Raw genomic sequence first — 25969 nt, forward strand, 5'->3', positions numbered from 1 at the left:
AATTTATCTGCTCTAAATTAGCTTCATATCGAAACGGAGAGCACATTGCTCACGGATTTTAAAATACAAGGTAAGTGATTATGAAAAAGGCAGTTCTAGCTTCTGCAGTGGTAGCGGCACTAGTTTCAGGTTCATCTCTAGCAGCAACAGTTTACAGCTCTGACGGTACAGAACTTAAAATTGGCGGTCGTGCGGAATTCCGTGGTGATTTCATTGGTTCAGGCGGTAAAGAAATCGACGGAACAATGAAAAATAAAAGCCGTGTACGTTTAAATGTTGGCGGTACTACAGAAATCACTAGCGACCTATCTGGTTTTGGTTTCTACGAAGCAGAACAAGGCGTGAAATCTTCTGCTGATAACAGTAAGACTGAAAACTTTAAGCAACGTTACATGTATGCAGGTTTTGAAGGTAACTTCGGCGCAGTATCAGTAGGTCGTCAAGATACAGCTGCAGCTCAAATCTCAGAAATGTCGGATGTTACTATCTACTCTGGTGACCAAAAAGCATTCATCAATGCAGGTGACGAGCAAATCAATAACACGTTTGTATACGCTTACGACGCAGACGCACTTTCTCTTAAAGCAAGTTTGATTGCTGGTGAAGACAAAGATACTGACGGTTACGGTATCTCTGGCATTTACACACTACCGATGGGCTTAGGTTTCGGTCTTGGTTACTCAGGTAACGACAACGGTACTGGTAATGGTTCAGCTACAGCATTGATTGCTGGTATTAACTACAAAATGGATGCTTTATACCTAGGTGCAACCTACACAATGGGTGACCTAGACGACAAAGCAAAAACTGAGTTCTCTGGTGTAGAAGTTGCGGCTAAGTACAAACTAACAGATCAGTTTGAATTGGCTGCTTTGTACCAAAAACAAGAAAAAGACGCGACACAGAACTTAACTGTAGACACAGCTGACTTCTTTGAGCTGACTGGTACTTACAAGTTCAACAAATCTATCCGTACATACATTGCTTACCAATTAAACAATCTAGACGACGTAAAAGTTGCAGGTTTAGAAACACAAAGTGAAGACTCTCTTCGCCTAGGTGTACGTTACGACTTCTAATCTAAATCGACTTTAGATACAGACTAAAAAGGTTGGGCAATGGCTCAACCTTTTTTCATATTCAAATATTCTGACTGACTTCATCAATGCTTTTTCTGGTTAAGTGGTGTTAAATCCGTATCATAGGTGAACCACATCAAATAATTAGAAGCATCATGTCACAACACCATCCGATCCAAGGCGCTAGCTGGATGCTAACCGCAGGCCTAGCCTTTGCCGTTATTAACAGCCTAACTCAAATTGCTAGCATTCATTTCGGACTTACTTCTACCACCGTCGCCGTCATTCAATACGCTATCGCGTTGTTCGCTATTCTTCCTTATCTGAAAACGCTGGGCATTCGTCGCGCGCTAAAAACCGACAACCTCAAATTGCACGTATTTCGTGTCTTCTTGTCTGTTATTGGTATTCAACTTTGGATATGGGCACTGGCTTACCCAGTACCAATTTGGCAAGGCATTGCCCTTCTCATGACGTCGCCACTGTTTGCAACCATAGGTTCAGGGCTTTTCCTCAAGGAGAAAGTTGGAGCTGCTCGCTGGAGCGCGACCTTAGCCGGTTTCGTAGGTGCGATGGTGATTCTAGAGCCATGGGCTGAAGACTTTAACTGGGCAACGCTATTACCAGTCGGTGCCGCATTCTTCTGGGCATGCTACTCACTGATGGTGAAAAAGCTCTCTTCGCAAGACAGCCCTTCAACCATGGTGGTGTACCTGCTGCTATTAATCACACCATTTAACATCCTGCTTGCCGCGCCAGATTGGCAGACGCCAAGCGGCGGTACAATTTGGGCTATCTTGATTGTTATCGGTGTTATGACGGCACTCGCTCAATGGGCGATAGTAAAAGCCTACTCGGTCGCTGATGCTTCGTTTGTGCAACCTTTTGACCACGCCAAATTACCGCTAAATGTTTTAGCAGGTTGGATTGTATTTAGTTGGGTTCCACCGGGTCGTTTATGGCTAGGGGCTGCTATTATTATTGCGTCAGTTGCATTTATAACGCACTGGGAAACTAAAAAACCTTCAAAAGTGAAGAAAGTTTAAGGTTGGTGAAATAAATAGTTCGACTGTCCGTTCTATATGGATAAGAGAATTCAAACGAGGCCGTAACCATGAAGAAACCAGTCAAGATTACACTATACCGTTGGGCAGGCAGCTGGGGTCCATTTAAAGTTAACATCCCATGTGGAGAATGTACCCTTACCAAAGACATTCTGAAGGATACTTTTGAGAATGAGTTGGCCGATGTCGATGTCGAACTGGAAGTGAAAGATTGGTTGTCTCACTGGTGGGAGCCGCTAAAACTAGGCTCTTGGCATGCTCCAATCCTTGTTGTTGAAGGCAAAGTGGTCAGCCAAGGTGAAGCGCTGAATCGCGGTGTGTTAATCCAATCGGTGATCAAAGAGTGGACCAAACGAGACAGCCTAAAAGGCAACATCGTTTATGGTAAGGCGACCTGCCCATTCTGTGTTAAAGCGAAGAAAATGCTGGATGAAGCGGGTGTTGAATACCAATACCACGATGTCGTAAAAGACAGCGCCGCTTTGTACCGTATGATTCCAGAGGTAAAAGCACACATTGGTGAGAAAACACCGGTCACCGTCCCGCAGATCTGGCTTGATGGTAAGTACATCGGTGGTGCCGATAACTTAGAAGCGTGGATGAAAGAGAATGGCTTAGATAGCATCCCTAATAATGTGGTCGACTTATCCAATCAATCTGCTGGCTGAGTTCATTAAAAGCCATTAGTCAGAAGCTTAATTGGTATTTTTTGTGTCCATCCACAACAAAACAAAGCGATAACTTTCACCAATCGCTAAAACGAAAAAGGCCTTAAACTTCATCGAGTTTAAGGCCTTTTAAAATTCCGTTTTTGAAAATGCTTATTTAGCCATTTTCTTCATCATTCGCTTAAAGAACGATGGTTTCTTTGGCTTTGAAGTGCCGTACAATGCTTCGTGCATCATGTTTTTTGCTGCCATTTGACCAAGGTATGCGTGGCCTAGTTCGTAATTCATGCTTATCTCCGCACATAATCAACTTTCTTTAGCGCGGATTCTACACTTAAAACGCCCAAAAACAAGATCTAAATCACACTTTAATGCAATATTAAGCATTCATTTGCAATTAGCCTAATTTTGTCTCTGTGCTAATCAGCATTGTTTTTGTATATCAATGAGTTAACCTAAATTCTGGTTTGAGCTTAATGCTCCATTCCTAATAACAACCCAAGACATTGATTTAGACACTGATAAAAAAAGCAGCTCAATAGAGCTGCTTTCTAAAATGCTTTACTGAGAAACCTAGCTGCGCTTCGGCTGTCTGTAAGTTTTACCGGCAATTTGGTATGTGTCTTTTTGCTTCAATTCAAACATCGTTTCAAAGAACCAAGCTGCAAATTTGATTAAGTCATCGCCTTCATTCATGACATGTTCGATGTACTCTTGCTCTTCGCCTTGTTCATTTTCTTGAAGCGTCACGTGGTAAATACGCTTTTCGCCTTCCACTTCAGCAAGTGCAAATTGACCAGTCAGTGATGCAGCAGCCTCAGCGACTTCTGTATCCTCATTGGATTTCAATAGCTCAAGCGCTTGAGGCAGGCCATCTAGTGCGCAGATAGCTTTTACCAGTACTTCAAATTCATTTTGCTGCATTTTGTTTTTACCTATTCAATGGACCGAAGCATTGTAGAAAACCATCAGCACAAATACAACGTATTAACGATGGTGCGTTAAACGATAGTGAATTTAGTGTTTAGCTATATTCCACTTCAACAGTATCGCCTTTGTTGTTCATTTTGGTTGAAGACCAAAGCACTCCGCCCATGGCTGCGCCAATAATGAGGTAGAACACGCCTAACTGTAGATGAGTCGTGACCCAACTCTCTACTAGATACCCACCCAATAAACCCGCTAAACACATCTGAATAGAGCCCGACAATGCCGATACTGCGCCCGCTTGCTTCTTATGAGGTTCTAATAACATGCTGATTGATAATGGGAACGAAATGCCTTGTGCTATCGCCAACCAAGTAAACGCCCAAACCAAGTTAAAGATGGATAACTCATGAGTAAGAAGCCAAGTTCCCGAAGCCAAAATAATCAAAATCGCAAGGCTCATCAATTGCGGAGTGCTAAACCTACGATTGAGCAAGTTCAAAGCAACGCTACCGATCAGTAAGCCTGCCGAAGGGACAATCATCAATGAACCATACTCAGCGGCGGTCAGCCCCAATTGCTCTTGCATTAAGAATGGGAATAAAGATAACGATACCAAACTCGCCATATAACTCATCCAGTTATAACTGGCGCTGCTTATCACTTGGCGATTCGTTAACAAGCGTCCATAGTTCTTTACCACTTGGCTGACTTCAAAACGGCTCTTCCCATATGGCAGAGTTTCATGCAACACGAAGTAACCCAGTGTGAATATCGCCAGTAAATACAATAGAACGAAAAGGAACACCGCCTGCCAACCGAGGTGAAATGAAATCCAACCACCAAATACAGGCGCGATGATCGGCATAATCGACGCGGTGATCGAGATATAAGACAACGCTTTGGTAAGCTGTGAACCATCATAGCTGTCACGAAGCACACTTCGCCCAAGAACCGAGGCACTGCCCGCCCCTAAACCTTGCAGCAAGCGACCAACTTCTAGCGCCGTCATATTGTCAGAAAACACAACACAAACGACTGTACCAATCAAATAAACACCCTGACCTAACAAGAAGATAGGTCTTCTTCCCACCGCATCGGACATCGGTCCGTAAAATAGCTGAGACAAGCCAAAACCCACCAGAAACAGCGTGACGAGAAGCTGTACATCTACTTGAGTAGCACTTAAATCAGAAGCAATTAACGGTAATGCTGGCAAGTAGATGCTCACACCCACCTGCCCCGTAGCAATAATCATCATTGCTAAGAGTAACGGTGTTTTTTTAAAGGTCGATTGGCTCAAAAAATTCCCTATTCGTTTGATATTTGTTCATTAGACGAGTTTACATTCAAAACCAATAATTGATAATTAGCTAAATTGGAATTTTATTAAGTCCCAACAGGAAATAATATGGATTGGATTCTTAACGTAAAAAGCTATGTCAGAGTAGTGGAAGAAGGTAGCTTCAATGGTGCTGCTCGAAAACTTAACACCACCAGCTCGGCGATCAGTAAAAGAGTGAACTGGTTAGAAGAGCGCATCGGCACCCAACTGTTAAAGCGAACGACTCGCTCGATTAGCCAAACCGAAGCAGGTGCGCTCTTTTACCTGCGAGCCAAGGATCAGCTCGACAATTGGCAGTCCATTATTGATGAGACTCGCTCGGTTAACCAAACCCCAGCAGGCCTATTAAAGATTGGCGCTACGATTGCGGTTGGCTCTAAGTTTCTGGTGCAATACATGGACGACTTCTTAGAAAAATACCCAGACATTAAGGTGCAGCTGATCACGACCACGCCAGGCCAATTACCTGAACTGGGCTTAGATCTGGTGATCAGTCGTGAACTGGAACAGCTCAACTCATTAAGCTTCAAGAAAACACCGCTGTTTGAACACAGAGCCAGCTTCTATGCAGCACCAAGCTATCTTGCCAAACACGGCTACCCCACTTGCGAGCAAGATTTGGAGCAACACAACTCGTTAATTTGGGGAGAGCGTCCGACCCGTGAAGTAGCACTCACCAAAGGGCAGCGAATAACGTTAAACGGTAACTTTGCGACCACTAATCCAGAGGCTTTGTTTCATGCTGCGAAGCGAGGAATGGGCGTACTGTTAACCATCAAAGCGATGATCAAAGAGGATCTAAAGCAAGGGACATTAGTTCCAGTATTGCCAAATATTACCGCCGACGAAGTGATGGTTTACGCGTACTACCCTAAGCTTGATTACTCGCACACGCGAACCAAGCTCTTTTTGGACCATCTGAAAGACAGGCTAGACAAAGAGCGTAGCACGCAAGCTCTGTGAAATAAGTCACATTTTAATTTGAAAAGTTATACAATACGGCCAATAATAAACTTGACGCATATAGATTATACAAGTTCGCACATATACAAGATAATACGTATACCGCTTACACAGTGAATCTGGTTAACTAGGGGTGGTGGCTATGACTCAACATACGCACAATAGCATGATAGACACAGAGCGCATTGGCCGTTTGCTGAAATTGGAAGGTATCGACCTTTTAGAGTCAGCTGTGCTTACTTTACATCAGACCTTTGATACTCAATACACTAGCATCATTGAGAAGAAGTACTTCCCTGACCAAACCGTTCCTTTGGTGATCGCCCATTCTGATCATGTATTACATGACAAAATCAATGCGCGCCATGGTCACATCTACCAACAAGCCGTCAATCAAAGACACCCAGATTGCTCATTTTCTCAGTACATCGTCCAGTCATTGCCAACATCGGCATTTAGGCAGGAAATCACCTCACAAAACTCCATCGCGATCCCGACTCAAACTCAAAGTGGCGAAGTGATGGGCGTGCTGTTTTCAACGTTCACCTCGCCTCTTAGCCCTGATCAGCAACAAGACGTGGTAAAGCACCATCAATTGTTCGCCGACATCATCATCCACACCTTGCGTGAAATGTGGTTTAACGATCGTTCCGAACAACTTGTAAATCAGCTTAGTTATGAGGTGTCACACGACAGCCTAACCGGGTTACTCAACCGAAGCTGTTTATCAGATACCTTAGAGTCGATTACTCAACAGAGCGTCACTCCGTTTACATTGGCTTTACTCGATATCAATAGCTTCAAAGCCATTAATGACATGCACGGTAATTATATTGGCGATAAAGTACTTCAATTTGTCGCAGAAACCTTGCGGAGAACCTTACCCGAAAGCAACCTGACTTTCCGGACTGCTGGCAACGAGTTCGCCTTCATCACCTACCATTCTGATCCGATAGCCGTGTGCGAACAAATACTGGCCAAAATTAAGCAGGGCTACAGTAGCGTTGATATCAAGATAGATTTCGACGTCAGCATCGGTATTGCCAGTTCGGATGGAGACAACAAAGACGTTGAGCAAATCATCTTCAATACCAGCTTGGCGCTTAAAGAGTGTAAACACAGCCAAGATACTCATATTCAATGTTATGACACTCACTTAAGAGTTCGTTACCAAAGAAAAACCGAGCTAGTCGCAGCGCTACGAAGTGAGCTAGAAAACCCAATTTCACAAAGCTATATCCCCGACAGCAATGGAATGTACGTAGTGGTACAGCCGATTGTGGGTCAAGGTGAAACGCAATGGGAATATTTCGAGGTACTGACTCGCTGGAAAACCGCCAGACATGGAGACATCTCACCCGTAGAGTTTATTCAAGTGGCAGAAGAGTCAGGGCTGATTGTCGAATTAGGTGAACGCATTATTGAATTGGTGTGCCGCGCTAAAACCACACTAGAGCAAGGCTTGGGCTACAAGGTTAAACTTGGAATCAACTGCTCTGCGCACGAGCTTACTGATTCGAAACGTTATATATCCTACCTGACTCGAACCATTGAACAGCACCATTTTAAGGCGAATGAGTTTGTTATCGAGTTAACCGAAACCGTTCTGTTATCGCCAACACAAGAGACAAAATCCGCGCTTAACTTTCTGAGAGGACAAGGCTTCACGATTGCACTCGACGACTTTGGTACAGGCTACTCCAGTTTGAACTACATCCACAGCTACCCTATCGATTGCATTAAAATTGATGCGACCTTTATTCGAGACTTGTTAACTAGTTCGACCTCAGAGAGCGTAGTATGGCTGATTGTTCAACTGGCCCATAGACTCGATGTATCTTTGGTTGCGGAAGGTGTTGAGAAGCGTGAGCAATTAGAAAAGCTGCACGCGATGGGATGTGACAAGATCCAAGGTTACCTCTACTCACCTCCAATGCGGCCTGAAGCTATCGTTAGCTATGTCGCGCACTCAGAGCCTTTAGTTTAAACCCTTACCGAACCTTCTATTGAGAACTAAAAAGCCGCAAGAGCATCACTTAACACTGACTGTGCTTTGTGATGCTCTTGCGGCTTTAAAACAGTTTAATGGCTAGCTACTTACTAGCATTATTAACCATTGCTAGATTGCGCGTTTCTAACGCTGCCTTCAATAGCTTGTCGGCTTCATCTCTCGCGGCTGTGAATGTCGCTTTTTCCTTTTTAGGAACAGAATCGGCCATTGGGATATTCGCTTTCATCGCATCAACAGGGCGACCACGTTCGATCAGTTCATAGTGCAAGTGAGCACCTGTCACTCGACCCGTTTTACCCGATAGGCCAATACGTTGACCACGAGATACCGTTTGTCCTTTACGAACAAGGATCTTGCTTAAGTGCAAGTAGCGCGTTTTATAAGTGCTACCGTGTTGAATCACCACATAGTTACCCGCATAAGGGTGTTTACGCGTCATGATCACTTTACCATCACCCGTCGCTTGAACTGGCGTACCAATTGGCGTCGCGAAATCTGTACCGTTGTGAGGTGAGACTCGGCCTGTTACAGGGTGTAAGCGCTTAGGGTTAAACTGAGAACTCTGACGCCATCCACTGCTCACTGGGTAACGTTGGAAAGCACGTTGTAAGCTATCGCCATTAGCATCGTAATATTGTCCGTCAGTGTGTAAGTATGCTGACACAACGCGGTTACGATTCATGATCTTAATTGCTTCAATTTCACGTTTTCCGGTTGCAACACCATCAACATATTGCGCTTTTTGAAGCACTTCAAACTGATCGCCAGCACGTAGGTCTCGGCTAAAGTTCAGCTTATCTTTAAGAAGAGTCACAATATGGTCAATCTCAAGACTGCTCAGGCCAACCTTGTTCGCCGACATAGAGAAGCTGCCTTGAATATCACCCACTAAAGGTTTTTGCTTCCATTCACCAGGAATAGAGATGTCTTCGAATTCGTAGCTGCCGTCATCAAGTAATCGGTAAACCACTTTGTCCGCGACGCTAAATTGAAGTTCCATTTTAGAAAGGTCGCCGGTCGCTTCATCACGCCAAAAGCGTAATGTATTACCCGGACGAAGCGTATCTAAAGCAAGGAAGTTCAAATCAGTTTCCATCACGCTCATCATCGATTTGTAAGAAAATCCAAGCTGAGTGAAGATGCTACTCAAGTTATCGCCCGTTTGAATTTGATACTCAAATGTCGGCGGCTCAATAACGGTAACAGAAGATGGTGACAGAATTGACTCAATAACGGTTGAGTCGGGCAAATCAAGATCGATCGTTTTCGTCAGATCCGATTGTGACGATTGCAAAGCAACACCAATCGCAGCAATAAGTGGCAGTCCCAAAATAGCTACTTTTTTTACAGGTGAAAGCTCAGCAAACGGAGAGGGAAATATTTTTGAATACACGGTAAACAGGTCTTTCTACGATATAAAGGCATAGGATATGCTTTTCAAACGCATAAATCATCAATGCATTGTCATAATATGATGTGAATCTTCCCAACTTAGCCTAAGTCATTGAGTTGCCGTAGATGAAGAGCCACTAGATAAGAAATAAAATTAACCGCTAAATTTAAAAATAAAAAAGCAGAAACGGCTAGTTTCTGCTTTCTATTGGTTGACGTTATTCCGTTTCGAATAATTAATAAACGAAGCGAATTAGTCGCTGGTTTTAAGAAAAGATTATGCGTTTACCGTCGACACTAGGCAGTTGTCTTCACCAAATTCATTTGGGATGTAACGATCGGCATTAGCATCGTTCACCCATTGTTGGTCATCAACTAGGTAGCGGAATTGAAACTCGCCATCTTTAGGTAGACGAGTTTTAAACTTGTAAACCTTCCCTTTGGCCAGTTTTTTCATTGGGGTGGCTTTCCAATCAAGAAAGTCAGCAACGATGGATACAGAGTTCGCTTCTTGAGCTTCTAGCTCGAAGGTCACTTCAACTTCATCTTTCGTCTTAAAAAAACGTTTATTAATCATTCGCAAGCTCCATTTGTAATAATAAGCGGACACAAAGCTAACTGTGTCTAAATTTCATTCATCTAACTAAGATAATATGTAATTTGGCTCACATAAACAACAGATCCTTACATTCACGAAAACGTTATTGCTTACCAATTGATTGCGTATCAAAAGAAAAACTCATTAACACCTTTTCAGAAGGGGGTTCTGCAAATGATTGTTCCGCAGAATGCTGAGTAAAGCCGATAAAACCTTCCCCAGTAAGTTTATTCTGTGATTGCGAACCTGGCTGCTGAGCTACCTCCAATGTCTGAATTTGTATACGATCACCCAGTAAAAGTTGGTCGACTAACACCACACGGCTTCGTTGCTGGTCATGCTTAAACAGGCCTAGATAATAGAAAACACCGCTGCCTTGGTTAGATATCCACATCGGCGCGACAAAGAAACTCGCCTTGCCCAACGTGGCGGCTGAAAGATTATTGGTGTCTACCGTTACCACACCGCGCTCAACACCTGAGTCATAGCGTCCAAACGCGATGGCTCTAGGCTCATCAACTTCATTGATAAAAGCGTAGGCGTTAGTCTCAGGAACTTTAATTGTCCATGGATTGGTCGTCTTCAAATCAAAAACGGTTTCTACGACTGGGTCATAACTCACTTGAGAAGAAGGAAACTTCGCCAAGATCTCTTCATCACTTAAGCTAAAGCGATAAATACCCGCTACTATCACCACAACCAGCATGACAATTGGAATCAGTAGAATCAGAGGGATAGGTAAGATTTTCTTTTTCATGGGCAATTATATTCTTTTGTTTTCATCCAGTTGTGCAGACCATAAAGGGCTTTAGTATAATTATCAATACAGGGTTAACCAGAAGTGGAGCATGGATGGATATCAATCATATTAAAGATAGAAATATCAGAAGTTGCGAATGCCGCTGTGGAGCAGTCAACCTAGTATGCCGAGGTGAACCTCAACGTACATCTGTCTGCCATTGCTATGAGTGTCAGAAACGCACCGGAAGTGTGTTCGGCATTCAGGCTCGGTTCCCAATAGAACAAGTTACACTCAGCGGTGAAGTGACCTCTTTTTCACGCATCAGCGATACGGGTAATGAAGTCACCTATCAGTTTTGTCCCAAGTGTGGCACCACCATGCTTTTGCAGTCGGTTGCCGCCGCTGATTTTTATATCGTCCCACTCGGATTATTTAAAGAGCAAGACTTCCCACTGCCGAGCTTTTCGGTTTATGAAGAACGCAAACACGGTTGGGTTAAGTTCGACCACCAAATGAGCCATTACAACTAGTTCGTCATTGAGCGTTATCTTTATCTCGTTATTGACCGTTATCTTTATATAGCAACAGTATTAAAACAAACTGCAATACTGTTGCCTAAGATCAAATATCACCGCTTCACAGCGCTAGCGTATCTTTTGTCTAGCGTTATAATCTTGCTCCTCTATTTAACCCAGGGTGAACCACATGATTTCTAAGTTACCTCGCTGGGTTGAATACGGCGCCCTTTTGTTAGCTGGTCTTGCTGGCAGTGTTAATGCTATCGGCTTACTTGGCTTCCAACATCAAGCTATCTCCCATATCTCCGGCACCATGTCTTTGCTAGGCAGTAGCCTGCTTACACCGACCTCGGCTTCTGTTCACCTCCTATTGGTGATCATGAGCTTCATGTTAGGTGCGGCGTTCAGCGGGTTCTTTATTGAAAACCAAGCATTGAAGTTAGGACGCCGTTACGGTGTTGCACTATGTATTGAGGGTGGATTGCTGTTTTTGGCGCTGTGGACACTGTTGCAAGGCTATACTTCAGGTCAGTATTTCGCTTCAGCCGCGTGTGGTTTGCAGAACGCGATGATCACCACTTACAGCGGGGCAATCATTCGAACAACACACATGAGCGGGATCATTACCGATCTTGGGATCATGATTGGCGCTCGCTTAAAGGGGATGCCTTTTGACCGCCGTAAAGCCAAACTGCTAATTTTCATTGTGGTTGGCTTCCTGTTTGGCGGCTTAATTGGCGCTTGTCTGTTCCAACGCTTCGAAATCTTGGCATTGGCTTTCCCTGCCTCTTTTGCTTTCATTATTGCGTTTAGCTACTGGTTATACTTGACCTATCGAACTGAAACCACAGTCAATTTATAAATATCTGGCAATATAACCTCAAACTACGTAACATCCGCAACACTTTATTCTAAACTCTTAATACGTTGCAGAATAACCAGTATGAATATTTAGCGATATTTGATGAATAGTATTGCAAGCGATATTAATACTGGGTAATCTTGCACCCAATGAGAAAATACGGACGTTTAGTGAATAAAAATGCCAAGGATGTGGCTTTTTTACGTGTAGAAATTCGAGAACAATAACATGTCTAACAACAAGAATACTGCTCAAACAGAGAAATCTAAAGGCAGTTTCTGGGTTTTCTTAATCCCATCATTGATTGGTTTATTCCTTTTCATGGCGCCAATCAGCTATCAAGGTGATCTAACCATCCCTGTAGCTATCTTAGCCAAATCAATTCAAGCGGTTTTCGGTGAATATCTAGTTCCTATCATCACTGCGATCGTTGCTTTCATGTCTGTAGCTTCAGTTTTAAGCACCATTTTTAAGCCTACATTCATTACATCAAATTCATTTTTAAACGGCCTTTTCAACCCATCTCCACTGTGGTTGCTGGTTCGTTTAATTGGTGGTGCTGCAGCCGTTATGGCTTTCTTCCAAGTTGGGCCTGAGGTTATTTGGGAAGAAAATACTGGTGGTCTGGTTCTAGAAGGCCTGCTTCCGACACTGTTCTCAGTATTCATCTTTGCTGGTTTGCTACTTCCGCTTCTACTTAACTTTGGTCTACTAGAGCTGTTTGGCACGCTACTAAGTAAAATCATGCGTCCAATCTTCAACCTACCAGGCCGCAGTGCTATTGACTGTATGGCTTCTTGGTTGGGTGACGGCAGTGTTGGTATCCTGCTTACAAGCAAACAGTACGAGAAGAAATTCTACACTCAGCGTGAAGCTGCGGTTGTTGGTACGACTTTCTCAGCAGTATCTATCACATTCAGTCTTGTGGTTATTGCTCAGGTAGAACTAGAGCACCTGTTCCTACCTTTCTACGCAGCAATCTGTTTAGCGGGTATTGTGGCAGCGGTGATCATCCCTCGCCTTCCACCACTAAGCATGAAGAAAGATACTTTCATTGATGGCAGCAAGCCGCACAAAGACGCTGACGCGATCCCAGCAGGTCACTCAACGTTCTCTTGGGGTCTTGAGCTAGCGGTAAATAAAGCATCTCAAGTAAAGTCGGCTAAATCTGTATTTGGCGAAGGCGTTCGTAACGCCGTAGATATGGTATTTGGCGTACTGCCTGTTGTTATGGGTTTAGGTACAATGGCACTGGTTATTGCGGAATACACGTCTGTGTTCTCAATCCTAGGTCAGCCTTTCATTCCATTCCTAGAGCTACTTGGTGTTCCTGAAGCGGTTGCAGCATCTGAAACGATTGTTGTTGGTTTTGCGGACATGTTTATCCCAGCAATCCTTGCGGCTTCTATCGACAACGAGATGACTCGCTTTGTTATTGCAGCAATGTCGGTAACTCAGCTGATCTACATGTCTGAGGTGGGCGCTCTACTTCTAGGCAGTAAGATTCCAGTGAACATCTTAGAACTGTTTATTATCTTTATTCTACGTACGTTAATTACGCTTCCAGTTATCGCTGGTGTAGCGCATCTAATATTCTAAATTAGATACTACTTATGTAACTCAATAAAGATTCAGTTTATAAAGCCTCACTTTTGTGGGGCTTTTTATTTGCGAATAATATATACACAGTATTATTTGGAGTTCAATTAATTTATAAGCTCCGTATGTCATTTGATTTCATATCGTTTGTTCACCCCGCCTCTTGTTAATAGAAAACTGAACGCATAATCGTCAAATTAATACATTCTTAATCCCTCCTTAAACTCTGTCTAGCCCCATTCCCCAACTCATTGAACCAAATACTAAAAGTAACAAATATGTGATTTAGTGAATTTTGTATTGTTTAGATTGTTGTATTTTTGCAGTCTATTTTGTGAAATTACATTCAAGTAAAACCCAATCTAGTCGATATATATAATTACAAAAACACGATTAACTTTAGTCTTCGCAAAGCCTGTGAGAAGGGGAAAACTCAATGAAATTTAGCCATAAGGTGGTTGCTGCATCATCAGCCTTGCTGCTAGTGACAGTATCATTGCTTTCAATACAACAACTTTACACTGTAAGAAGTGCAGTAGAAAACCACGTCAATGCGAGCCTGAAAGAGATGGTCTCGGGCGTGAAAAATACCGTCGTATCGGAGATGAACGCCAAGAAAGCGTTGGCTCAATCGACGACTGAAGTCATCGAGATCAACCCTGAAGATCGCGCTTACGTTAAAGAAATCTTAGAAAAGCCAAAGCTTAAAAACAGCTTCCTAGCGGTTGGTTTTGGTTATGAAGCAAACGGTTTCGTTATTGAAAATGATGATGGTTGGGATGCCGGTCCAGACTACGACCCACGAATTCGTCCTTGGTACATTGATGCTAAATCCAAAAACAGTTTAGTTGTTACCGCTCCTTATGTGGATGCATCAAGTAAGAAAGTCATCATATCAGTAGGTACTCCAGTTAAAGACAACGGCCGCTTTACTGCGGGTATGTTCTACGACCTAGAATTGACGAACCTTGCTACCTTGGTCAACCAAGTGAACTTGTTTGATGCGGGTTACCTGTTCCTAGTAACAGCCGACGGCACCACGATTGCTCACCCAAATGCGAAAAACAACGGTGAAACGCTATCAAGCTACATGCCACAAGCGACTATTCGTGAAGGCTCTCAAGAAATTGAAGTCGACGGCAAAATGTTCCTAGTTAATTTCACCCACATCCCTAGTGAAGATTGGTATATAGGTGCAATCCTCGATGAAGAGATCGCGTTCCAAACCGTTGAAGAATTGAAGAACAGCTCAATGATCTACTCGTTGATTGCAGTTATTCTCAGCATCATTGCACTGACTGTTCTGATTCGTGTGTTAATGCGTCCACTGGATGCGCTTAACCAAGCCATTCAAGATGTGGCGAGCGGTCAAGGTGACTTAACTAAGCGCCTAGATACCAACACAGACAAAGAGTTCTCTGACCTAGCGAAAGGCTTCAACACCTTTACTGAAAACCTGCAAAATCAGATCATTCAATCGAAAGCGATTGGTGTTGAAATTAAGCGTGGTACTGAAATCACGGTTAAAGGTGCAGGCGAATCAGCGAAAGCGATGAATACCCAACTGGAAGAGCTTGAACAGTTAGCGACTGCAATGAACGAGATGGCGGTTACTGCAACTGAAGTTGCAAACAATGCTCAAGGCGCAGCAGCGGCAGCCCGTGAAGCAGACGAAGCAACGCTAGACGGCACATCTGTCGTAAGTGACACCACTCAAGCGATTGATAACCTTTCAGCACGTATCGACCAAGCGGTTGCCGAAGTACAAGTACTTGAATCAGCAACAGCCAACATCGAAACAATTCTAAAAGTAATCAACGATATTGCAGACCAAACCAACCTACTGGCATTGAATGCGGCTATTGAAGCGGCGCGTGCTGGTGAATCAGGCCGTGGTTTCGCAGTCGTTGCCGATGAAGTTCGTACTCTGGCACAACGTACTCAAGAATCAACTACGGAAATCCGCAACATGATCGAGCAGCTCCAAGCGGGTGCAAGCTCAGTATCGAACGCGATGAACCAAAGTAAAGACACAGCCACTGACGCCGTTGAACGCGCTCAGCAAGCGAACTCTTCACTTGACCGTATCCGTGACGCGATTCAACGCATCTCAGATATGAACATCCAGATTGCTTCAGCGGCAGAAGAGCAGAGCTTAGTAGCGGAAGAGATCAATAACAACACTGTTAAGATCAAAGACCTTTCAACACAAGTATCAACAGCGGCCCAAGAAGCGAATACCGCAATGCAGCAGCAAACTGACAATGTTCGCCAACAAGACGAGCTATTGAATAAGTTTACGGTTTAACCAAGGTTTGGCTCAGTTGCCGTTTGGCTGAGTCGCCATTTGGTTTAGTTACCGAGCAATAGCTTAAAATAAAAAGCCCCGATTACTGATTGCCAGTAAGCGGGGCTTCTCTTTCTAGTCTATCCAAGTTAACTCGTGACAGGCTTCAATTCATTCGTCGTTAACATCATGCATTGGTTCGATTCCACCTTGATGGTTAAATCCTTACCAACACATTCAAACACATCATCCGACAGTAAATCGGTTACCGCACCAGTCCAATTTAATGAGGCTGTTTTGCTTCGCTTCGACTTGTTGATCACCACAATGCCTTTATCGCCACGGACAAACACCAACAAATCATCATTCGCTTCAACCACACGCATCGCTTCGCCATGAACATGGTTATGGAATTGAATCATGCTTTTCATGTAAGGCGCTTGCCAGTCGTTAAGCCAACGAGGCTGACCGCTCTTGTCCAGAATACCGCTGGTGCTCAGTTCACTGTAAACAAGCGGCACACCGCCGTCTCGACCAAGAATGAAAGCATGAGCCAATCGCTCATCCACTTCATCCATCACATGCTCCAAAAACACCTCGTTATTGGGAATATCATGAGTGACCGCAAACGTGATCGCTCGCATATTCGACAGAGCCTGACCAAAACAGTATGGGTTAATCAAAGACTTAAAGCTGCCCTGCTCTTCAAATGCTTTGAAGATGGTGTTGAACAACGGGAAATCGTAAGCGCCTAAGCGAGTGTGTTTAAGATAAGGCTCAAGGAACAGCTCATACTCTTCTTCTGTCGCGCCGCCATCGGTAATGATCTCACCGAAGATGTGCATTTCTTCGCAGATGTCATCCGTCCACACCTTGCGTAGGTGTGCCAGTGTCATATGCTTTGCCGCATCAATGCGAAATCCTTTCACACCAATCTCTTTCAGTGCTTTTAGGTAGGCTCTTTGTTGTGCCACCACATTATCGTTATCGAGTAGCGTTGGCAGGCCAGGGTCGCTGGCGCCACCAGTAATACGCCCGTTTTGCACTTCCCACGTGTCTTTCCAGTTCTTGATACCAAACGCTTCCACGAAGTCGTTCTCATCAAAAAGAGGCTCAGAAAGGTCACCAAACAAACGTATGGATTCATAATAGTCAGCATCTTTTTGATAAGACGCCATGTCTTGCTGATTGGGATACGTTAGATCACCGCGGATACCCGATTCGTTGGCCATGTGGTTAAACACCACATCCACATAAGTACGAAGCCCATGTCGCTTTAACGTGTCGACCATCGCTTTAAAATCTTGTGTGTCACCCAACTGATTATCGATCACACGATAGTCTTGGGGCTGATAGCGTTGCCACCATTGAGTACCAGAATTTCGATCGCAACCTTTAGGGCCGCGCAGCGATTTCATCGCCGGTGATACTAAAACAGATTTATAACCCAACTCTTGGATCAGTGGGGCGTTCTTCATTACGTCAGCGTAGCACCAGTCAAAGGCATGCAATATGACATCTGTCGCTGGTTTGCTTAACATAGCTGAACTCTCCATGTTGTTCTCCTACCAAACTCGTTTACAGCTTTTTAGAAAAGGCAAAGGCTAAAAGGCAAAGCTGCAATAAATTTCCTCAAGAATGGCATTTATTATATGAGTTACTCATTAAAAACCCTCCTCCTCCTACCAATTACTCACGGTGGATGGTTGAGGGCGTAGCACCAATTATCGCATAACGTCTGGGATGAACACTCAACCGTAGTGCTTTAAAACGCGCACAAAAGTCACAAAAAAGGAGCGTATATACGCTCCTTTTATTCAATCTAACACATATTTATAACTAAGTTCTGTAAAGAACCTTCACGACGTGCCAGCCAAATTTTGTTTTCACAAGGTGTGGTACAAGCGTCTCGCCAGAGAAACAAACCTTATCAAACTGAGGCACCATTTGACCTTTTTTGAACTCACCTAGGTCGCCGCCCTTTTTACCAGATGGACAGGTTGAATGTTTCTTCGCTAGCGTTTGAAATTTAGCGCCCTTTTTAAGCTGCGTCATGATGTCTTCTGCTAGTTCTTTATGCTTCACCAAAATATGAAGCGCTGCTGCTGTTCTTGCCATGATAATTCTCAGTTTGTTGCTGCCAGTTTACTTACGACGATTACTTAGAACATCGCGAATGAACTGACTGTTGTAAATCTGTTTGCCGCTAACGGCTTATCGACATAAATTCATCGACAGCCAGCGTTTAGCGTGATTTTAACCCAAGAACCGCTATTCTTCACTCTATAACCGAAAACAACTGCCTTAAAGGCCATTAAAAACCGCATCGCGACTTGCTGCGGCTTCCATTTCCCTTTAAATTAATCCTTATAAATTAAGCGCGTATTAAGTAGGAGCCACTTATGGCCAAACCGATCAGTAAAGCGAGTCAGTCACAGGGAATGTTGATGTTCAAGTTGTCCCTCACTCAAAGTTTTGCGATTGGCACGCTTAAGGTCAGAGAAATCGTCCCTTTTCAGCCGATGACTCAGATCCCCTACTCCCATCATCACGTGATTGGTACAGTGACTATCCGCGACCTTACAGTTCCTGTGATTGATATGTCCGCTGCGATTGGCTTCCGTCCGATAACACCCGCTGAATACCAAGATTGTGTACTCATCGTTACTGACTGTTTGAGAACAGTTGTGGCGTTCTTGGTTCGTTCAATTGATAAAATCATTGAATGCGACTGGAAGAGCATTGAATCTCCACCCACCAGTGTGGGTCGCAATGTGTTTGTAACGGGTATTACACGTTTTGAAGACCGTATTGTGCAAATGCTCGATGTGGAACTGCTGCTTTCTAAGATCTACCCAGCTTATGAGAATGCTCATGTCCCGATGCTGACCGATGTAGAAAGGGAACGCCTCAAAGCATTGAACATCTTATTAGTGGATGACTCTTTGATTGCACGTAAACAGTTATCTGATGCCTTAGACAGCATCAACATCCCTTACAGCATATGTAACAACGGCTTAGATGCCATCGACCTAATGCGACGCCAAGCCAGCGCTGGCAATGCCATTGATCTTCTGGTGAGTGATATCGAGATGCCGGGATTAGATGGTTATGAGCTTGCATTTGAAGTGCAAAACGACAGCGCTTTAAGTCACGCTTACTGTATTTTGCATACCTCACTGTCCAGTGAGATCTGTGTCGACCGTGCTAATCAGGTGGGGGCGCATGAAGCGCTTGAGAAGTTCAACGCGGGTGAATTAATCGAAGCTATGCTACGCGGCGCAAAAGTCTTAAACGGCGCCTCTACGGCGGCTTAGGCTCTGTTATAGAAGCTAAACCTGGCATAGTGCTCAATGGTTTAGCTTCTTAGTCTCTTCTTTCTTCAAATCTTAATAAGAATAGAGCTAACCGTTAGTCTTTGTTTTCTGGCATAGACTTTTTCGGCATAGAGTAGCTCTTACTCACAAATTCCACTTCCTCGACTTCATTCACATGATTGGTAAAAGAGGCCAATGCATAGAGAGTGTTCGCGACTAGGTTGGCGTATTTAAAAAGAATCGGGTCTGGCGACTTTTTGCTTTCATGATGTTCAATACTCACCAAAGCTCGCACAACTTTCTTAGCCTGACAACGACACAAGTGAAGTTCACTAGACACTCGGTGTCCACCGGGTAAGACAAAGCCTTTAACCCCCCCTTCTAACTGCTCACGGATACGATGATAATCTTGCTTGAGCTCGACCAATTCAGACTCGGTGATGGCAAGCTTACCGCGCACAGAGCCATTCAAATGGTAGATGTTTGGCTGCAAGCGTTGCAGGATCTCACGAACCTGAGGCTCTAGCTCTAAAGACAACACCAATCCAACTCGGCAACAAAGTTCATCCGACAAAATCTCAAAATCACAGATAGGACTGTCTTCATAAATAAACGGGTAACAGAACTCGTCCCAATCTCGACTTACTGGTTTCACGTACCGATCCTTACATATAAATAGTCATCAAACGCCAATATACCAAACTCTTTGATTTAGACATAAAAAAGCCCTCACATTGGAGGGCTCCTAAAGAAATCGATTAAACGAGATTACTCGTTAGATACTTTTTTGTGACCTTCTTGTAGGTGAACGAAATCCACCAGATCGTCGCCTGACACTTGGTATGCCTGACCAAAGCCTTTAACGAACAGGCCGTTCTCAGCTTTAAGGTTAAACAGAGAGAAGTCTTGAAGTTGGCTCAAACCATCAATGATTTCACCAAAACGCTCTTGCATCTGGCCAATCACTTGAGTCCAAAGTTCCGTTTCACGCTCCACAACACTTGCTTGAGCATCAAACGTTAAACGTTTACGTGCGTAAAGTTGCTTCGAGCTCTCTTCGTCTTCAATCATCATCAAAGAGACCTGAGGGTTCGCTTTCAAGTTGCGAGCATGACGAGCAATATCAGAAATTAGAACAAAGTAACCTTCTTGGTTCTGAACGAAAGGTGCGTAACTTACGTTCGGGCGACCTTCTTCATCAACCGTTGCAAGTTGAAGGGTACGGCGCTCTTGGCGAAACTCTTTAATTTCTGGACCTAGGCGACCTTGTAGACGTTCTTGTTTTACTTGCTGTTCCATGGGTAATTCCTTTCTTCACTTTCTCTGATTTATTATTTTTGCCCAAGGTTGAGCGATCATTAGCGAACTAAACGATCCTCGAGCATTGATGTCTTGTTTAAGCCAGTTGGCAACCCTATGTAAGATTGCTGCTGATTATTTACTGTAAATTGAACTTAAGCTTGTTCTTTTAGCGCTTTGAAGCGTTCTACTTGGTCGGCAATAAGCTCACGCTTTTCGTTGCGGCCTAGGTAAATCTTAAAAATGTTCTCACCGGTTTCACTGAAGAAGCCGAAGTAATGACTTTCACGACCCATGAACGCCTTGCTCACCAAACCGATATGTTTAACGTTATCAAGTTTAAGGTGACCATGAAGCTCGCCCTCTTTGCCCATTAGGTTGTAGTAACCACGCGCTACCTTACCTTTCGGGAATGGCGCTTTAACTTCAAAGATAGAACCAAATGAATGCACGATAGTGGTCACAGGGCCCCAACCCACTAAACCTTCTAGAATCTCTTGAGCACGGCTGCCATCTAGCATTACCGCCATGTCGTTTGGAAAAGCAGCAACCACTTCAACCTCTGAAACACCTAGCTTCTCAGCAATTGCTGTTGGCAGTAGTTTTGGCTCTTCTTCTAAAATTAGAGCTACGCGTTGTTCTAGAGTTTCTGTCATTTCTAATGTTGTATCTGTCATTGAATATGTTCCGTATAAACGAGTAAGTTATAAACTAAAAATTCGATATTAAGCGTGCTTCAAACTTGCATGCGGGTGTACGCCCGAACCTGACGCTTTAGGCGCTGGGTGCATAGCTTGGTATTCAGCGTTAAGCACTTGAATCACACTCTGCGCTAGGCTTACCGCCCAAAAGCTGCCAGCAATAGTCAGGCTCAGATAATCTTCCGAAAGCTCAACTAAACCGTTCTTTTCCCAATGCGCGAACAAAGGTTTGAGGTAGTCGAACGTATCTTGCCCCATAAATCTCGGTAGCGTACTTCTTCTAACAACACCAGAATCGAAACCTGCCTTTAATGTTGAGAAGATAGGCTCTAATGAGCTTTGCTTAGTCATCATGGCAATAGGTAATTGACCTTGCTTTATAGACTCCATGTAGCTGTCTAAAGTTCGATGCTGCATCACACCATGACCGCCGATGTTGCCACCAGCGCCACAACCAATGGGTAGAACTTCGGCATAAGTTTTCGCTAAGCTGTTGTAAATGCTGCGTTCGCGGTTATCACGAGTCCAGTGGTTTACGCTCAGTTGCTTGACCTTATTTTTTGCCATGAACTCCACACCCGCCAAATACATGCTCGCCTTATCTGGCGTATTCGCAGGCGGTGGGATTTTTCCTTTCTCAACAAGATTAAGCATAGGTGCATTGCCCGCAACAATCAGTTGGTAGAGGTCAATGCCGTGTGCGCCAGTAGACATGTAGTCTTCTAAATCTTGTTGGAACACTTCCATAGATTGGTGTGGTAATCCGTATATCAGATCAAGAACGATTGGCGCTTGCTCGGTGCGGCTTAGTGAACTGATACGTTCTAGCACAACCTCTCGGTCATCTAGGCGCTTAGCACTACGTCGAACCTGAGTATTGAAACTTTGAATACCGAACGAGAAACGATTGAAGCCACCTTCAAGCGCACGATCAAACATCTCGTCACCAAATCGATTGATGCGCCCTTCCAATGTCATCTCAACATCGTTTGCTAGTGGGAAATATTGGCGAATAGCCTTACCTAATTGCTCTACTTGTTGAGACGATAGGTCGGTAGGTGTTCCGCCACCAATGTAGACAGCGTGAAATAATCCAGACTGAGCCCAAGGCGTTTTGGCTTTTTGCTTCAACTCAACCATCAGAGCCTCGAAGTACTCATCGACTAATTTGCGGCTTGCGGCATTTTGGAAGAAGTTACAGAACGTACAACGCACACGGCAGAAAGGAATGTGAATATACAGGCAACGCTTATCCTGTTTCTTCCCTTCGCTTAGCATCAATTCATCAAAGTGTTCTAACTTCTTACTGGGGTCGACCGGAATTGAACTTCCTCCGGCGTGGGCAGAATGCTTTTTCGCAAACGCAAAACGAAGCGGATCAGGGCTAGAAACACCCAAGATTGATTCGTCAAATTTATAAATATCAAGACTCATATAATCTCTCTAAACACTTACATAGCAAAGCCTGGAAGACTATTCGCTAAAAACTGAGAGAATCATAAATACACGCAAATGATAATGCAATTGATAATTGATCTTATTTAGATTCTAAGCAATAATCCGATACAGAATTTTGATTTGGTAAAGGATTGATTGTGAACGTTCCTAGATATGTTATTGCAGGCGGTGCATCGTTAGTGATTCATGCAGCGTTATTGTTTGTCGCTCAAGAATCCAAAGTATTTGCGATGCCTGCAGGTAGCCAATCGAACACGGTATCGATCAACTTCACTCCTAAGAGCGTTCCTTCACAAGCTCAGCAAAAAACAATCACAGAGCCAGTTGAACCTGAGCCAATAAAAGAAACCGTCTCACAAGCCGAACCTAAACCAGTCGAAACAAAAACGGTTGAGCCAAAGCAAGCTAAGCCAACCCCAAAGAAAAAAGCGATCACCAATAAACCTCAACCAAAGAAAGTTGAGAAAAAAGTTATTGAGAAGAAGGTTGTCGAGAAAAAGCCGGTTCAAAAGAAACCAGTGACTGAGAAAAAGGTGGTTAAGAAAGAGCGTCCAGACCTAAAACCAGAACCAAAGTCCAAACCAGCCACTCAACCAGAGAAACTGGCCAACAAGAAAATCGATAAGAATATGGACGAGTCTGCGAACCAACCTCAGGAAGTAAACCAAGGCGTGTCAAACCAAGAACCGGTGCTAGTAACTAAGCCTTCTTTCTCTGCACGCCCTACACCGCCGAATTATCCTCGCCAAGCCAGACGTCGTGGCGTTGAAGGTGTCGCAACTTATGAGATCTGGTTAGACGCAGAAGGCAAACAAATTAAACAAGCATTAGTAAATTCATCAGGCGCACTAATGCTCGATAACGCCGCTTTAGAAGCCATTAAACAATGGAAATTCTCACCTCACACTGTCAATGGTCGAGCGATTGCTCACCGTGTACAAATACCTGTTCGTTTTAGGTTGGATTAATCATGCAACAAATCAGTTACTTACAAGATCAACTTGGCTTAATGACTTGGCCTCTTCTCATCTGTTCTGCATTAACAGCAATGATCATCGCTGAACGTATCTTCCAAGTGATGTTAAGCATTGGTGTTGGCAAACGCGCCATTCGTCGTGAGCTTAACCAAATTTCACCAACCAACAGCAAAGAGATTGAAGCGCTTGCTCAGTCGATTTCAGGTAAACGCCCGCTCTTGTACAAGGGCGTGTCAATGTTGCTTGCTCACCACTCTTTCTCAAAAGGGTTACGTGAAGATGCCGCTGGGATCTGGCTACAAGAAAAACGCCACCAGCTTCATGCAGGTTTAAGACTGCTTGGTTTGATCGGCGTGATCAGCCCACTCATCGGCTTGCTTGGTACGGTACTTGGTCTTATTGAGATGTTTAAAGGCGTTGCCGCGACAACAGGCAGCATCACGCCTAATGATTTGGCAGACGGTCTTGGATTAGCAATGCGAACCACAGCAGCAGGTTTGATGATTGCGCTTCCTGCTATTTCAGGGGCGCAGCTACTAGGGCTATGGGCCGATCGAGTGCTAGCTCAACTGGAGCATACATTGAACTATGTGAATGTGTGGTTAGAAGGAATGTCGATTCAAACCAATCAGTCCGGCGATGTGAATAGCACGACCGTAAACCAAGCTTCTACCGGTGATGTGAGCCAAGCATGATTAAAACGCCCAACTCATCGAACACGCAAAGCCTAGCGCCGGACTTAACGCCGCTACTCGACATCATTTTTATCGTGATGGTTTTTCTATTGCTTACGGCATCGGTAAAGCTGGAATCGCTAGAAGTTGAACTGCCAAGCTCGGATGTTAAAAACGTTTCTGAAGTCCACAAGGATTCGATTAGCGTCAATATTTTAGACCGCGAACCCTACTGGGCAATTAACGGCCAAGAATACATCGACTGGGAAAACTTCAAGATTGCGCTGTTAGAAGAGACTGGTTCAACGGATAAAAAACCGATCATCATTGGCGCAGATAAAGCCGCTAACGTGGAGAACCTAGTGAAGTTGCTTTCATTCCTTCAAGAAAACGGAATACCAGCGACTCAATTGCTCACGGACGATGGCTAGAGCGACACTCAATTTTCACGAGGTTTGGCTTCTGGTTGATAAAACTAAACAAGCAGACTAAGCCTCTCTATCGATTCGAACTCACAATGCGAACGGACTGCTCACTGAGTATCTTCGCGATACAAAAAGAAAATATAAAGAACTTATTATGAACAACTTAAACGTGCTCAATAAATTAAAGACCAAGACACCTCTTCTTTCATTAGCTGCAATCAGCCTGGCACTTAGCGCACCCGCAATGGCCAACGACGCTGAACAACCTCGAATCATCAGTGCTGGTAGTGCCGTTACTGAATTGGTTTTGGCATTAGGTGCCGAAGAGCAGTTAGTCGCGATTGATGTGACCAGCCACTTCCCTCAAGGAGAAAACCTGCCAAAGATTGGTTATCACCGAAACCTGTCTGCTGAAGGTCTACTCGCCCTAGAGCCAACCACATTGATTGGCTCGGATGAAATGGGACCAGACAACGCTATCTCTCAATTAAAATCGGCAGGCGTCGATGTAGAGATTGTTAACACTGAAGCAAACGTGGAAGGGCTATTAAAGCGTATCGACCAAATCGCAAAGATCACCCATACCGAAGACCACTCGCAGCAAGTGAAAACCGATGTGAATCAAAAGATCGCAGCACTGAAAGCGAACCAAGTACCAAGCAACGAAGCGAAGAAAGTTCTATTCCTGTTGCTGCATGAAGGTCGCCCTGCGAACGTTGCTGGCGGTGAAACTTCGCCAAACGCAATCATCGAGTTAGCTGGCGGTATCAACCCTGCAGCTCAAAGCCTAACGTCTTACAAGCCACTTTCAATGGAATCACTCGTTGAGATGCAACCTGATGTCATTTTAGTAAGCGGCCGTAGTTATCAAAAAATGGGCGGCGCAGATGCCATCCTGAAATCACTGCCTATGCTAGCGGCAACGCCTGCAGGTATGAACAAGCAAATCATTACCGTAAATGGCAGTGCTTTGGTTGGCGGGCTTGGCCTAGAAAGCCTCTCTGAAGCAAAACGTCTAAACGCACTTATCTACCCGCTATAACTCAACCACCCTATTTCTGCT

General features: G+C 44.2%; 26 protein-coding genes. 14 read left to right on the plus strand and 12 right to left on the minus strand.

All coding sequences use genetic code 11. The annotated features are described in order from the left end of the window. Window positions 1-80 precede the first annotated feature (80 nt). The 3 genes from AB4583_RS02985 to AB4583_RS02995 all read left to right on the plus strand — a co-directional run bounded on the left by AB4583_RS02985 (window position 81) and on the right by AB4583_RS02995 (window position 2811). Window positions 81-1079: a porin gene (locus AB4583_RS02985; RefSeq protein ID WP_372116386.1), complete on the plus strand. Its 999-nt coding sequence runs from the start codon at window positions 81-83 to the stop codon at window positions 1077-1079. A gap of 155 nt (window positions 1080-1234) precedes the next feature. Continuing rightward, a complete protein-coding gene (locus tag AB4583_RS02990) occupies window positions 1235-2125 on the plus strand; it encodes a DMT family transporter (RefSeq protein ID WP_017068384.1) in 891 nt (296 codons plus the stop codon). 68 nt (window positions 2126-2193) lie between these two features. Further along, window positions 2194-2811: a glutaredoxin domain-containing protein gene (locus tag AB4583_RS02995; protein WP_017062739.1), complete on the plus strand. Its 618-nt coding sequence runs from the start codon at window positions 2194-2196 to the stop codon at window positions 2809-2811. A 153-nt stretch (window positions 2812-2964) separates the two neighbouring features. Here the strand turns inward: AB4583_RS02995 and AB4583_RS03000 are convergent, their stop codons facing one another. The 3 genes from AB4583_RS03000 to AB4583_RS03010 all read right to left on the minus strand — a co-directional run bounded on the left by AB4583_RS03000 (window position 2965) and on the right by AB4583_RS03010 (window position 5041). Next, window positions 2965-3099, minus strand: coding sequence for a hypothetical protein (locus AB4583_RS03000; RefSeq protein WP_010431176.1), 135 nt, complete (start codon window positions 3097-3099; stop codon window positions 2965-2967). A gap of 285 nt (window positions 3100-3384) precedes the next feature. Further along, a complete protein-coding gene (locus AB4583_RS03005; RefSeq protein WP_017057980.1) occupies window positions 3385-3735 on the minus strand; it encodes a hypothetical protein in 351 nt (116 codons plus the stop codon). Between the two features lie 100 nt (window positions 3736-3835). Further along, a complete protein-coding gene (locus AB4583_RS03010) occupies window positions 3836-5041 on the minus strand; it encodes a multidrug effflux MFS transporter (RefSeq protein WP_017071617.1) in 1206 nt (401 codons plus the stop codon). A 108-nt stretch (window positions 5042-5149) separates the two neighbouring features. On the opposite strand from AB4583_RS03010, the gene AB4583_RS03015 reads away from it, so the two are divergent. Both AB4583_RS03015 and AB4583_RS03020 read left to right on the plus strand, forming a co-directional pair. Further along, a complete protein-coding gene (locus AB4583_RS03015; protein WP_017068382.1) occupies window positions 5150-6046 on the plus strand; it encodes a LysR family transcriptional regulator in 897 nt (298 codons plus the stop codon). A 142-nt stretch (window positions 6047-6188) separates the two neighbouring features. Further along, a complete protein-coding gene (locus AB4583_RS03020) occupies window positions 6189-8033 on the plus strand; it encodes a bifunctional diguanylate cyclase/phosphodiesterase (protein WP_104216192.1) in 1845 nt (614 codons plus the stop codon). Between the two features lie 106 nt (window positions 8034-8139). On the opposite strand, the gene AB4583_RS03025 is transcribed toward AB4583_RS03020, so the two are convergent. The 3 genes from AB4583_RS03025 to AB4583_RS03035 form a co-directional block, all read right to left on the minus strand. After that, window positions 8140-9450: a peptidoglycan DD-metalloendopeptidase family protein gene (locus AB4583_RS03025; RefSeq protein WP_029235564.1), complete on the minus strand. Its 1311-nt coding sequence runs from the start codon at window positions 9448-9450 to the stop codon at window positions 8140-8142. A gap of 276 nt (window positions 9451-9726) precedes the next feature. Beyond that, the gene (locus AB4583_RS03030) at window positions 9727-10026 is read right to left on the minus strand and encodes an isoamylase early set domain-containing protein (protein ID WP_009845720.1); all 300 of its coding nucleotides are present in this window, start codon (window positions 10024-10026) and stop codon (window positions 9727-9729) included. A gap of 124 nt (window positions 10027-10150) precedes the next feature. Further along, window positions 10151-10804 carry a hypothetical protein gene (locus AB4583_RS03035; RefSeq protein WP_017064322.1) on the minus strand — a complete coding sequence of 218 codons (654 nt, stop codon included), beginning with the start codon at window positions 10802-10804 and terminating at the stop codon, window positions 10151-10153. Between the two features lie 32 nt (window positions 10805-10836). Here AB4583_RS03035 and AB4583_RS03040 point away from each other — a divergent pair, with 32 nt between their 5' ends. The 4 genes from AB4583_RS03040 (at window position 10837) to AB4583_RS03055 (ending at window position 16076) form a co-directional block, all read left to right on the plus strand. Then, complete coding sequence (locus tag AB4583_RS03040; RefSeq protein ID WP_170791798.1) at window positions 10837-11319, plus strand: GFA family protein; 483 nt, start codon at window positions 10837-10839, stop codon at window positions 11317-11319. A 175-nt stretch (window positions 11320-11494) separates the two neighbouring features. After that, a complete protein-coding gene (locus tag AB4583_RS03045) occupies window positions 11495-12169 on the plus strand; it encodes a YoaK family protein (RefSeq protein WP_372116388.1) in 675 nt (224 codons plus the stop codon). A 228-nt stretch (window positions 12170-12397) separates the two neighbouring features. Next, the gene (locus AB4583_RS03050) at window positions 12398-13768 is read left to right on the plus strand and encodes a YjiH family protein (protein WP_017067418.1); all 1371 of its coding nucleotides are present in this window, start codon (window positions 12398-12400) and stop codon (window positions 13766-13768) included. A 436-nt stretch (window positions 13769-14204) separates the two neighbouring features. Further along, the gene (locus tag AB4583_RS03055; protein ID WP_372116390.1) at window positions 14205-16076 is read left to right on the plus strand and encodes a methyl-accepting chemotaxis protein; all 1872 of its coding nucleotides are present in this window, start codon (window positions 14205-14207) and stop codon (window positions 16074-16076) included. 128 nt (window positions 16077-16204) lie between these two features. Here the strand turns inward: AB4583_RS03055 and AB4583_RS03060 are convergent, their stop codons facing one another. Further along, complete coding sequence (locus AB4583_RS03060) at window positions 16205-17611, minus strand: alpha-amylase family glycosyl hydrolase (RefSeq protein WP_017062749.1); 1407 nt, start codon at window positions 17609-17611, stop codon at window positions 16205-16207. A 283-nt stretch (window positions 17612-17894) separates the two neighbouring features. Beyond that, window positions 17895-18176, minus strand: coding sequence for a peptidylprolyl isomerase PpiC (gene ppiC, locus AB4583_RS03065; RefSeq protein ID WP_258185064.1), 282 nt, complete (start codon window positions 18174-18176; stop codon window positions 17895-17897). Window positions 18177-18457: 281 nt separating this feature from the next. Between ppiC and AB4583_RS03070 the strand changes: the two genes are divergently transcribed. Further along, the gene (locus AB4583_RS03070) at window positions 18458-19372 is read left to right on the plus strand and encodes a chemotaxis protein (RefSeq protein WP_372082823.1); all 915 of its coding nucleotides are present in this window, start codon (window positions 18458-18460) and stop codon (window positions 19370-19372) included. Window positions 19373-19466: 94 nt separating this feature from the next. Here AB4583_RS03070 and AB4583_RS03075 read toward each other — a convergent pair whose 3' ends face one another. The 4 genes from AB4583_RS03075 to hutW all read right to left on the minus strand — a co-directional run bounded on the left by AB4583_RS03075 (window position 19467) and on the right by hutW (window position 22806). After that, the gene (locus AB4583_RS03075) at window positions 19467-20027 is read right to left on the minus strand and encodes an ATP:cob(I)alamin adenosyltransferase (protein ID WP_017062752.1); all 561 of its coding nucleotides are present in this window, start codon (window positions 20025-20027) and stop codon (window positions 19467-19469) included. Between the two features lie 113 nt (window positions 20028-20140). Beyond that, window positions 20141-20671 carry a heme utilization protein HutZ gene (hutZ, locus tag AB4583_RS03080; RefSeq protein WP_004731858.1) on the minus strand — a complete coding sequence of 177 codons (531 nt, stop codon included), beginning with the start codon at window positions 20669-20671 and terminating at the stop codon, window positions 20141-20143. 155 nt (window positions 20672-20826) lie between these two features. Continuing rightward, window positions 20827-21348, minus strand: coding sequence for a heme utilization cystosolic carrier protein HutX (gene hutX, locus AB4583_RS03085; protein ID WP_016784265.1), 522 nt, complete (start codon window positions 21346-21348; stop codon window positions 20827-20829). A gap of 48 nt (window positions 21349-21396) precedes the next feature. Continuing rightward, window positions 21397-22806, minus strand: a complete 1410-nt coding sequence (gene hutW, locus AB4583_RS03090; RefSeq protein ID WP_017067948.1) for a heme anaerobic degradation radical SAM methyltransferase ChuW/HutW — start codon at window positions 22804-22806, stop codon at window positions 21397-21399. Between the two features lie 161 nt (window positions 22807-22967). Here hutW and AB4583_RS03095 point away from each other — a divergent pair, with 161 nt between their 5' ends. From AB4583_RS03095 to AB4583_RS03110, 4 genes are all read left to right on the plus strand, one after another. Continuing rightward, the gene (locus AB4583_RS03095) at window positions 22968-23798 is read left to right on the plus strand and encodes an energy transducer TonB (RefSeq protein ID WP_017067949.1); all 831 of its coding nucleotides are present in this window, start codon (window positions 22968-22970) and stop codon (window positions 23796-23798) included. A 2-nt stretch (window positions 23799-23800) separates the two neighbouring features. Continuing rightward, window positions 23801-24502 carry a MotA/TolQ/ExbB proton channel family protein gene (locus AB4583_RS03100; protein ID WP_017067950.1) on the plus strand — a complete coding sequence of 234 codons (702 nt, stop codon included), beginning with the start codon at window positions 23801-23803 and terminating at the stop codon, window positions 24500-24502. Next, window positions 24499-24912: a biopolymer transporter ExbD gene (locus AB4583_RS03105; RefSeq protein WP_017067951.1), complete on the plus strand. Its 414-nt coding sequence runs from the start codon at window positions 24499-24501 to the stop codon at window positions 24910-24912. Before AB4583_RS03100 ends, AB4583_RS03105 begins: the two co-directional genes overlap by 4 nt. Before the next feature lie 148 nt (window positions 24913-25060). Then, the gene (locus tag AB4583_RS03110; RefSeq protein WP_017062757.1) at window positions 25061-25948 is read left to right on the plus strand and encodes a hemin ABC transporter substrate-binding protein; all 888 of its coding nucleotides are present in this window, start codon (window positions 25061-25063) and stop codon (window positions 25946-25948) included. Window positions 25949-25969: the final 21 nt, after the last annotated feature.

Source organism: Vibrio sp. 10N.222.49.C12 (genome assembly GCF_041475025.1).
Classification (GTDB): Bacteria; Pseudomonadota; Gammaproteobacteria; order Enterobacterales; family Vibrionaceae; genus Vibrio; species Vibrio crassostreae_C.

What these genes read in the sequence shown, in the direction of transcription:
- AB4583_RS02985 (WP_372116386.1), top strand. Translation starts at nt 81, where the DNA reads ATGAAAAAGGCAGTTCTAGCTTCTGCAGTGGTAGCGGCACTAGTTTCA.
- AB4583_RS02990 (WP_017068384.1), top strand. Translation starts at nt 1,235, where the DNA reads ATGTCACAACACCATCCGATCCAAGGCGCTAGCTGGATGCTAACCGCA.
- AB4583_RS02995 (WP_017062739.1), top strand. Translation starts at nt 2,194, where the DNA reads ATGAAGAAACCAGTCAAGATTACACTATACCGTTGGGCAGGCAGCTGG.
- AB4583_RS03000 (WP_010431176.1), bottom strand. Translation starts at nt 3,099, where the DNA reads ATGAATTACGAACTAGGCCACGCATACCTTGGTCAAATGGCAGCAAAA.
- AB4583_RS03005 (WP_017057980.1), bottom strand. Translation starts at nt 3,735, where the DNA reads ATGCAGCAAAATGAATTTGAAGTACTGGTAAAAGCTATCTGCGCACTA.
- AB4583_RS03015 (WP_017068382.1), top strand. Translation starts at nt 5,150, where the DNA reads ATGGATTGGATTCTTAACGTAAAAAGCTATGTCAGAGTAGTGGAAGAA.
- AB4583_RS03020 (WP_104216192.1), top strand. Translation starts at nt 6,189, where the DNA reads ATGACTCAACATACGCACAATAGCATGATAGACACAGAGCGCATTGGC.
- AB4583_RS03030 (WP_009845720.1), bottom strand. Translation starts at nt 10,026, where the DNA reads ATGATTAATAAACGTTTTTTTAAGACGAAAGATGAAGTTGAAGTGACC.
- AB4583_RS03035 (WP_017064322.1), bottom strand. Translation starts at nt 10,804, where the DNA reads ATGAAAAAGAAAATCTTACCTATCCCTCTGATTCTACTGATTCCAATT.
- AB4583_RS03045 (WP_372116388.1), top strand. Translation starts at nt 11,495, where the DNA reads ATGATTTCTAAGTTACCTCGCTGGGTTGAATACGGCGCCCTTTTGTTA.
- AB4583_RS03050 (WP_017067418.1), top strand. Translation starts at nt 12,398, where the DNA reads ATGTCTAACAACAAGAATACTGCTCAAACAGAGAAATCTAAAGGCAGT.
- AB4583_RS03055 (WP_372116390.1), top strand. Translation starts at nt 14,205, where the DNA reads ATGAAATTTAGCCATAAGGTGGTTGCTGCATCATCAGCCTTGCTGCTA.
- AB4583_RS03060 (WP_017062749.1), bottom strand. Translation starts at nt 17,611, where the DNA reads ATGGAGAGTTCAGCTATGTTAAGCAAACCAGCGACAGATGTCATATTG.
- AB4583_RS03070 (WP_372082823.1), top strand. Translation starts at nt 18,458, where the DNA reads ATGGCCAAACCGATCAGTAAAGCGAGTCAGTCACAGGGAATGTTGATG.
- hutZ (WP_004731858.1), bottom strand. Translation starts at nt 20,671, where the DNA reads ATGGAACAGCAAGTAAAACAAGAACGTCTACAAGGTCGCCTAGGTCCA.
- hutX (WP_016784265.1), bottom strand. Translation starts at nt 21,348, where the DNA reads ATGACAGATACAACATTAGAAATGACAGAAACTCTAGAACAACGCGTA.
- hutW (WP_017067948.1), bottom strand. Translation starts at nt 22,806, where the DNA reads ATGAGTCTTGATATTTATAAATTTGACGAATCAATCTTGGGTGTTTCT.
- AB4583_RS03100 (WP_017067950.1), top strand. Translation starts at nt 23,801, where the DNA reads ATGCAACAAATCAGTTACTTACAAGATCAACTTGGCTTAATGACTTGG.
- AB4583_RS03105 (WP_017067951.1), top strand. Translation starts at nt 24,499, where the DNA reads ATGATTAAAACGCCCAACTCATCGAACACGCAAAGCCTAGCGCCGGAC.
- AB4583_RS03110 (WP_017062757.1), top strand. Translation starts at nt 25,061, where the DNA reads ATGAACAACTTAAACGTGCTCAATAAATTAAAGACCAAGACACCTCTT.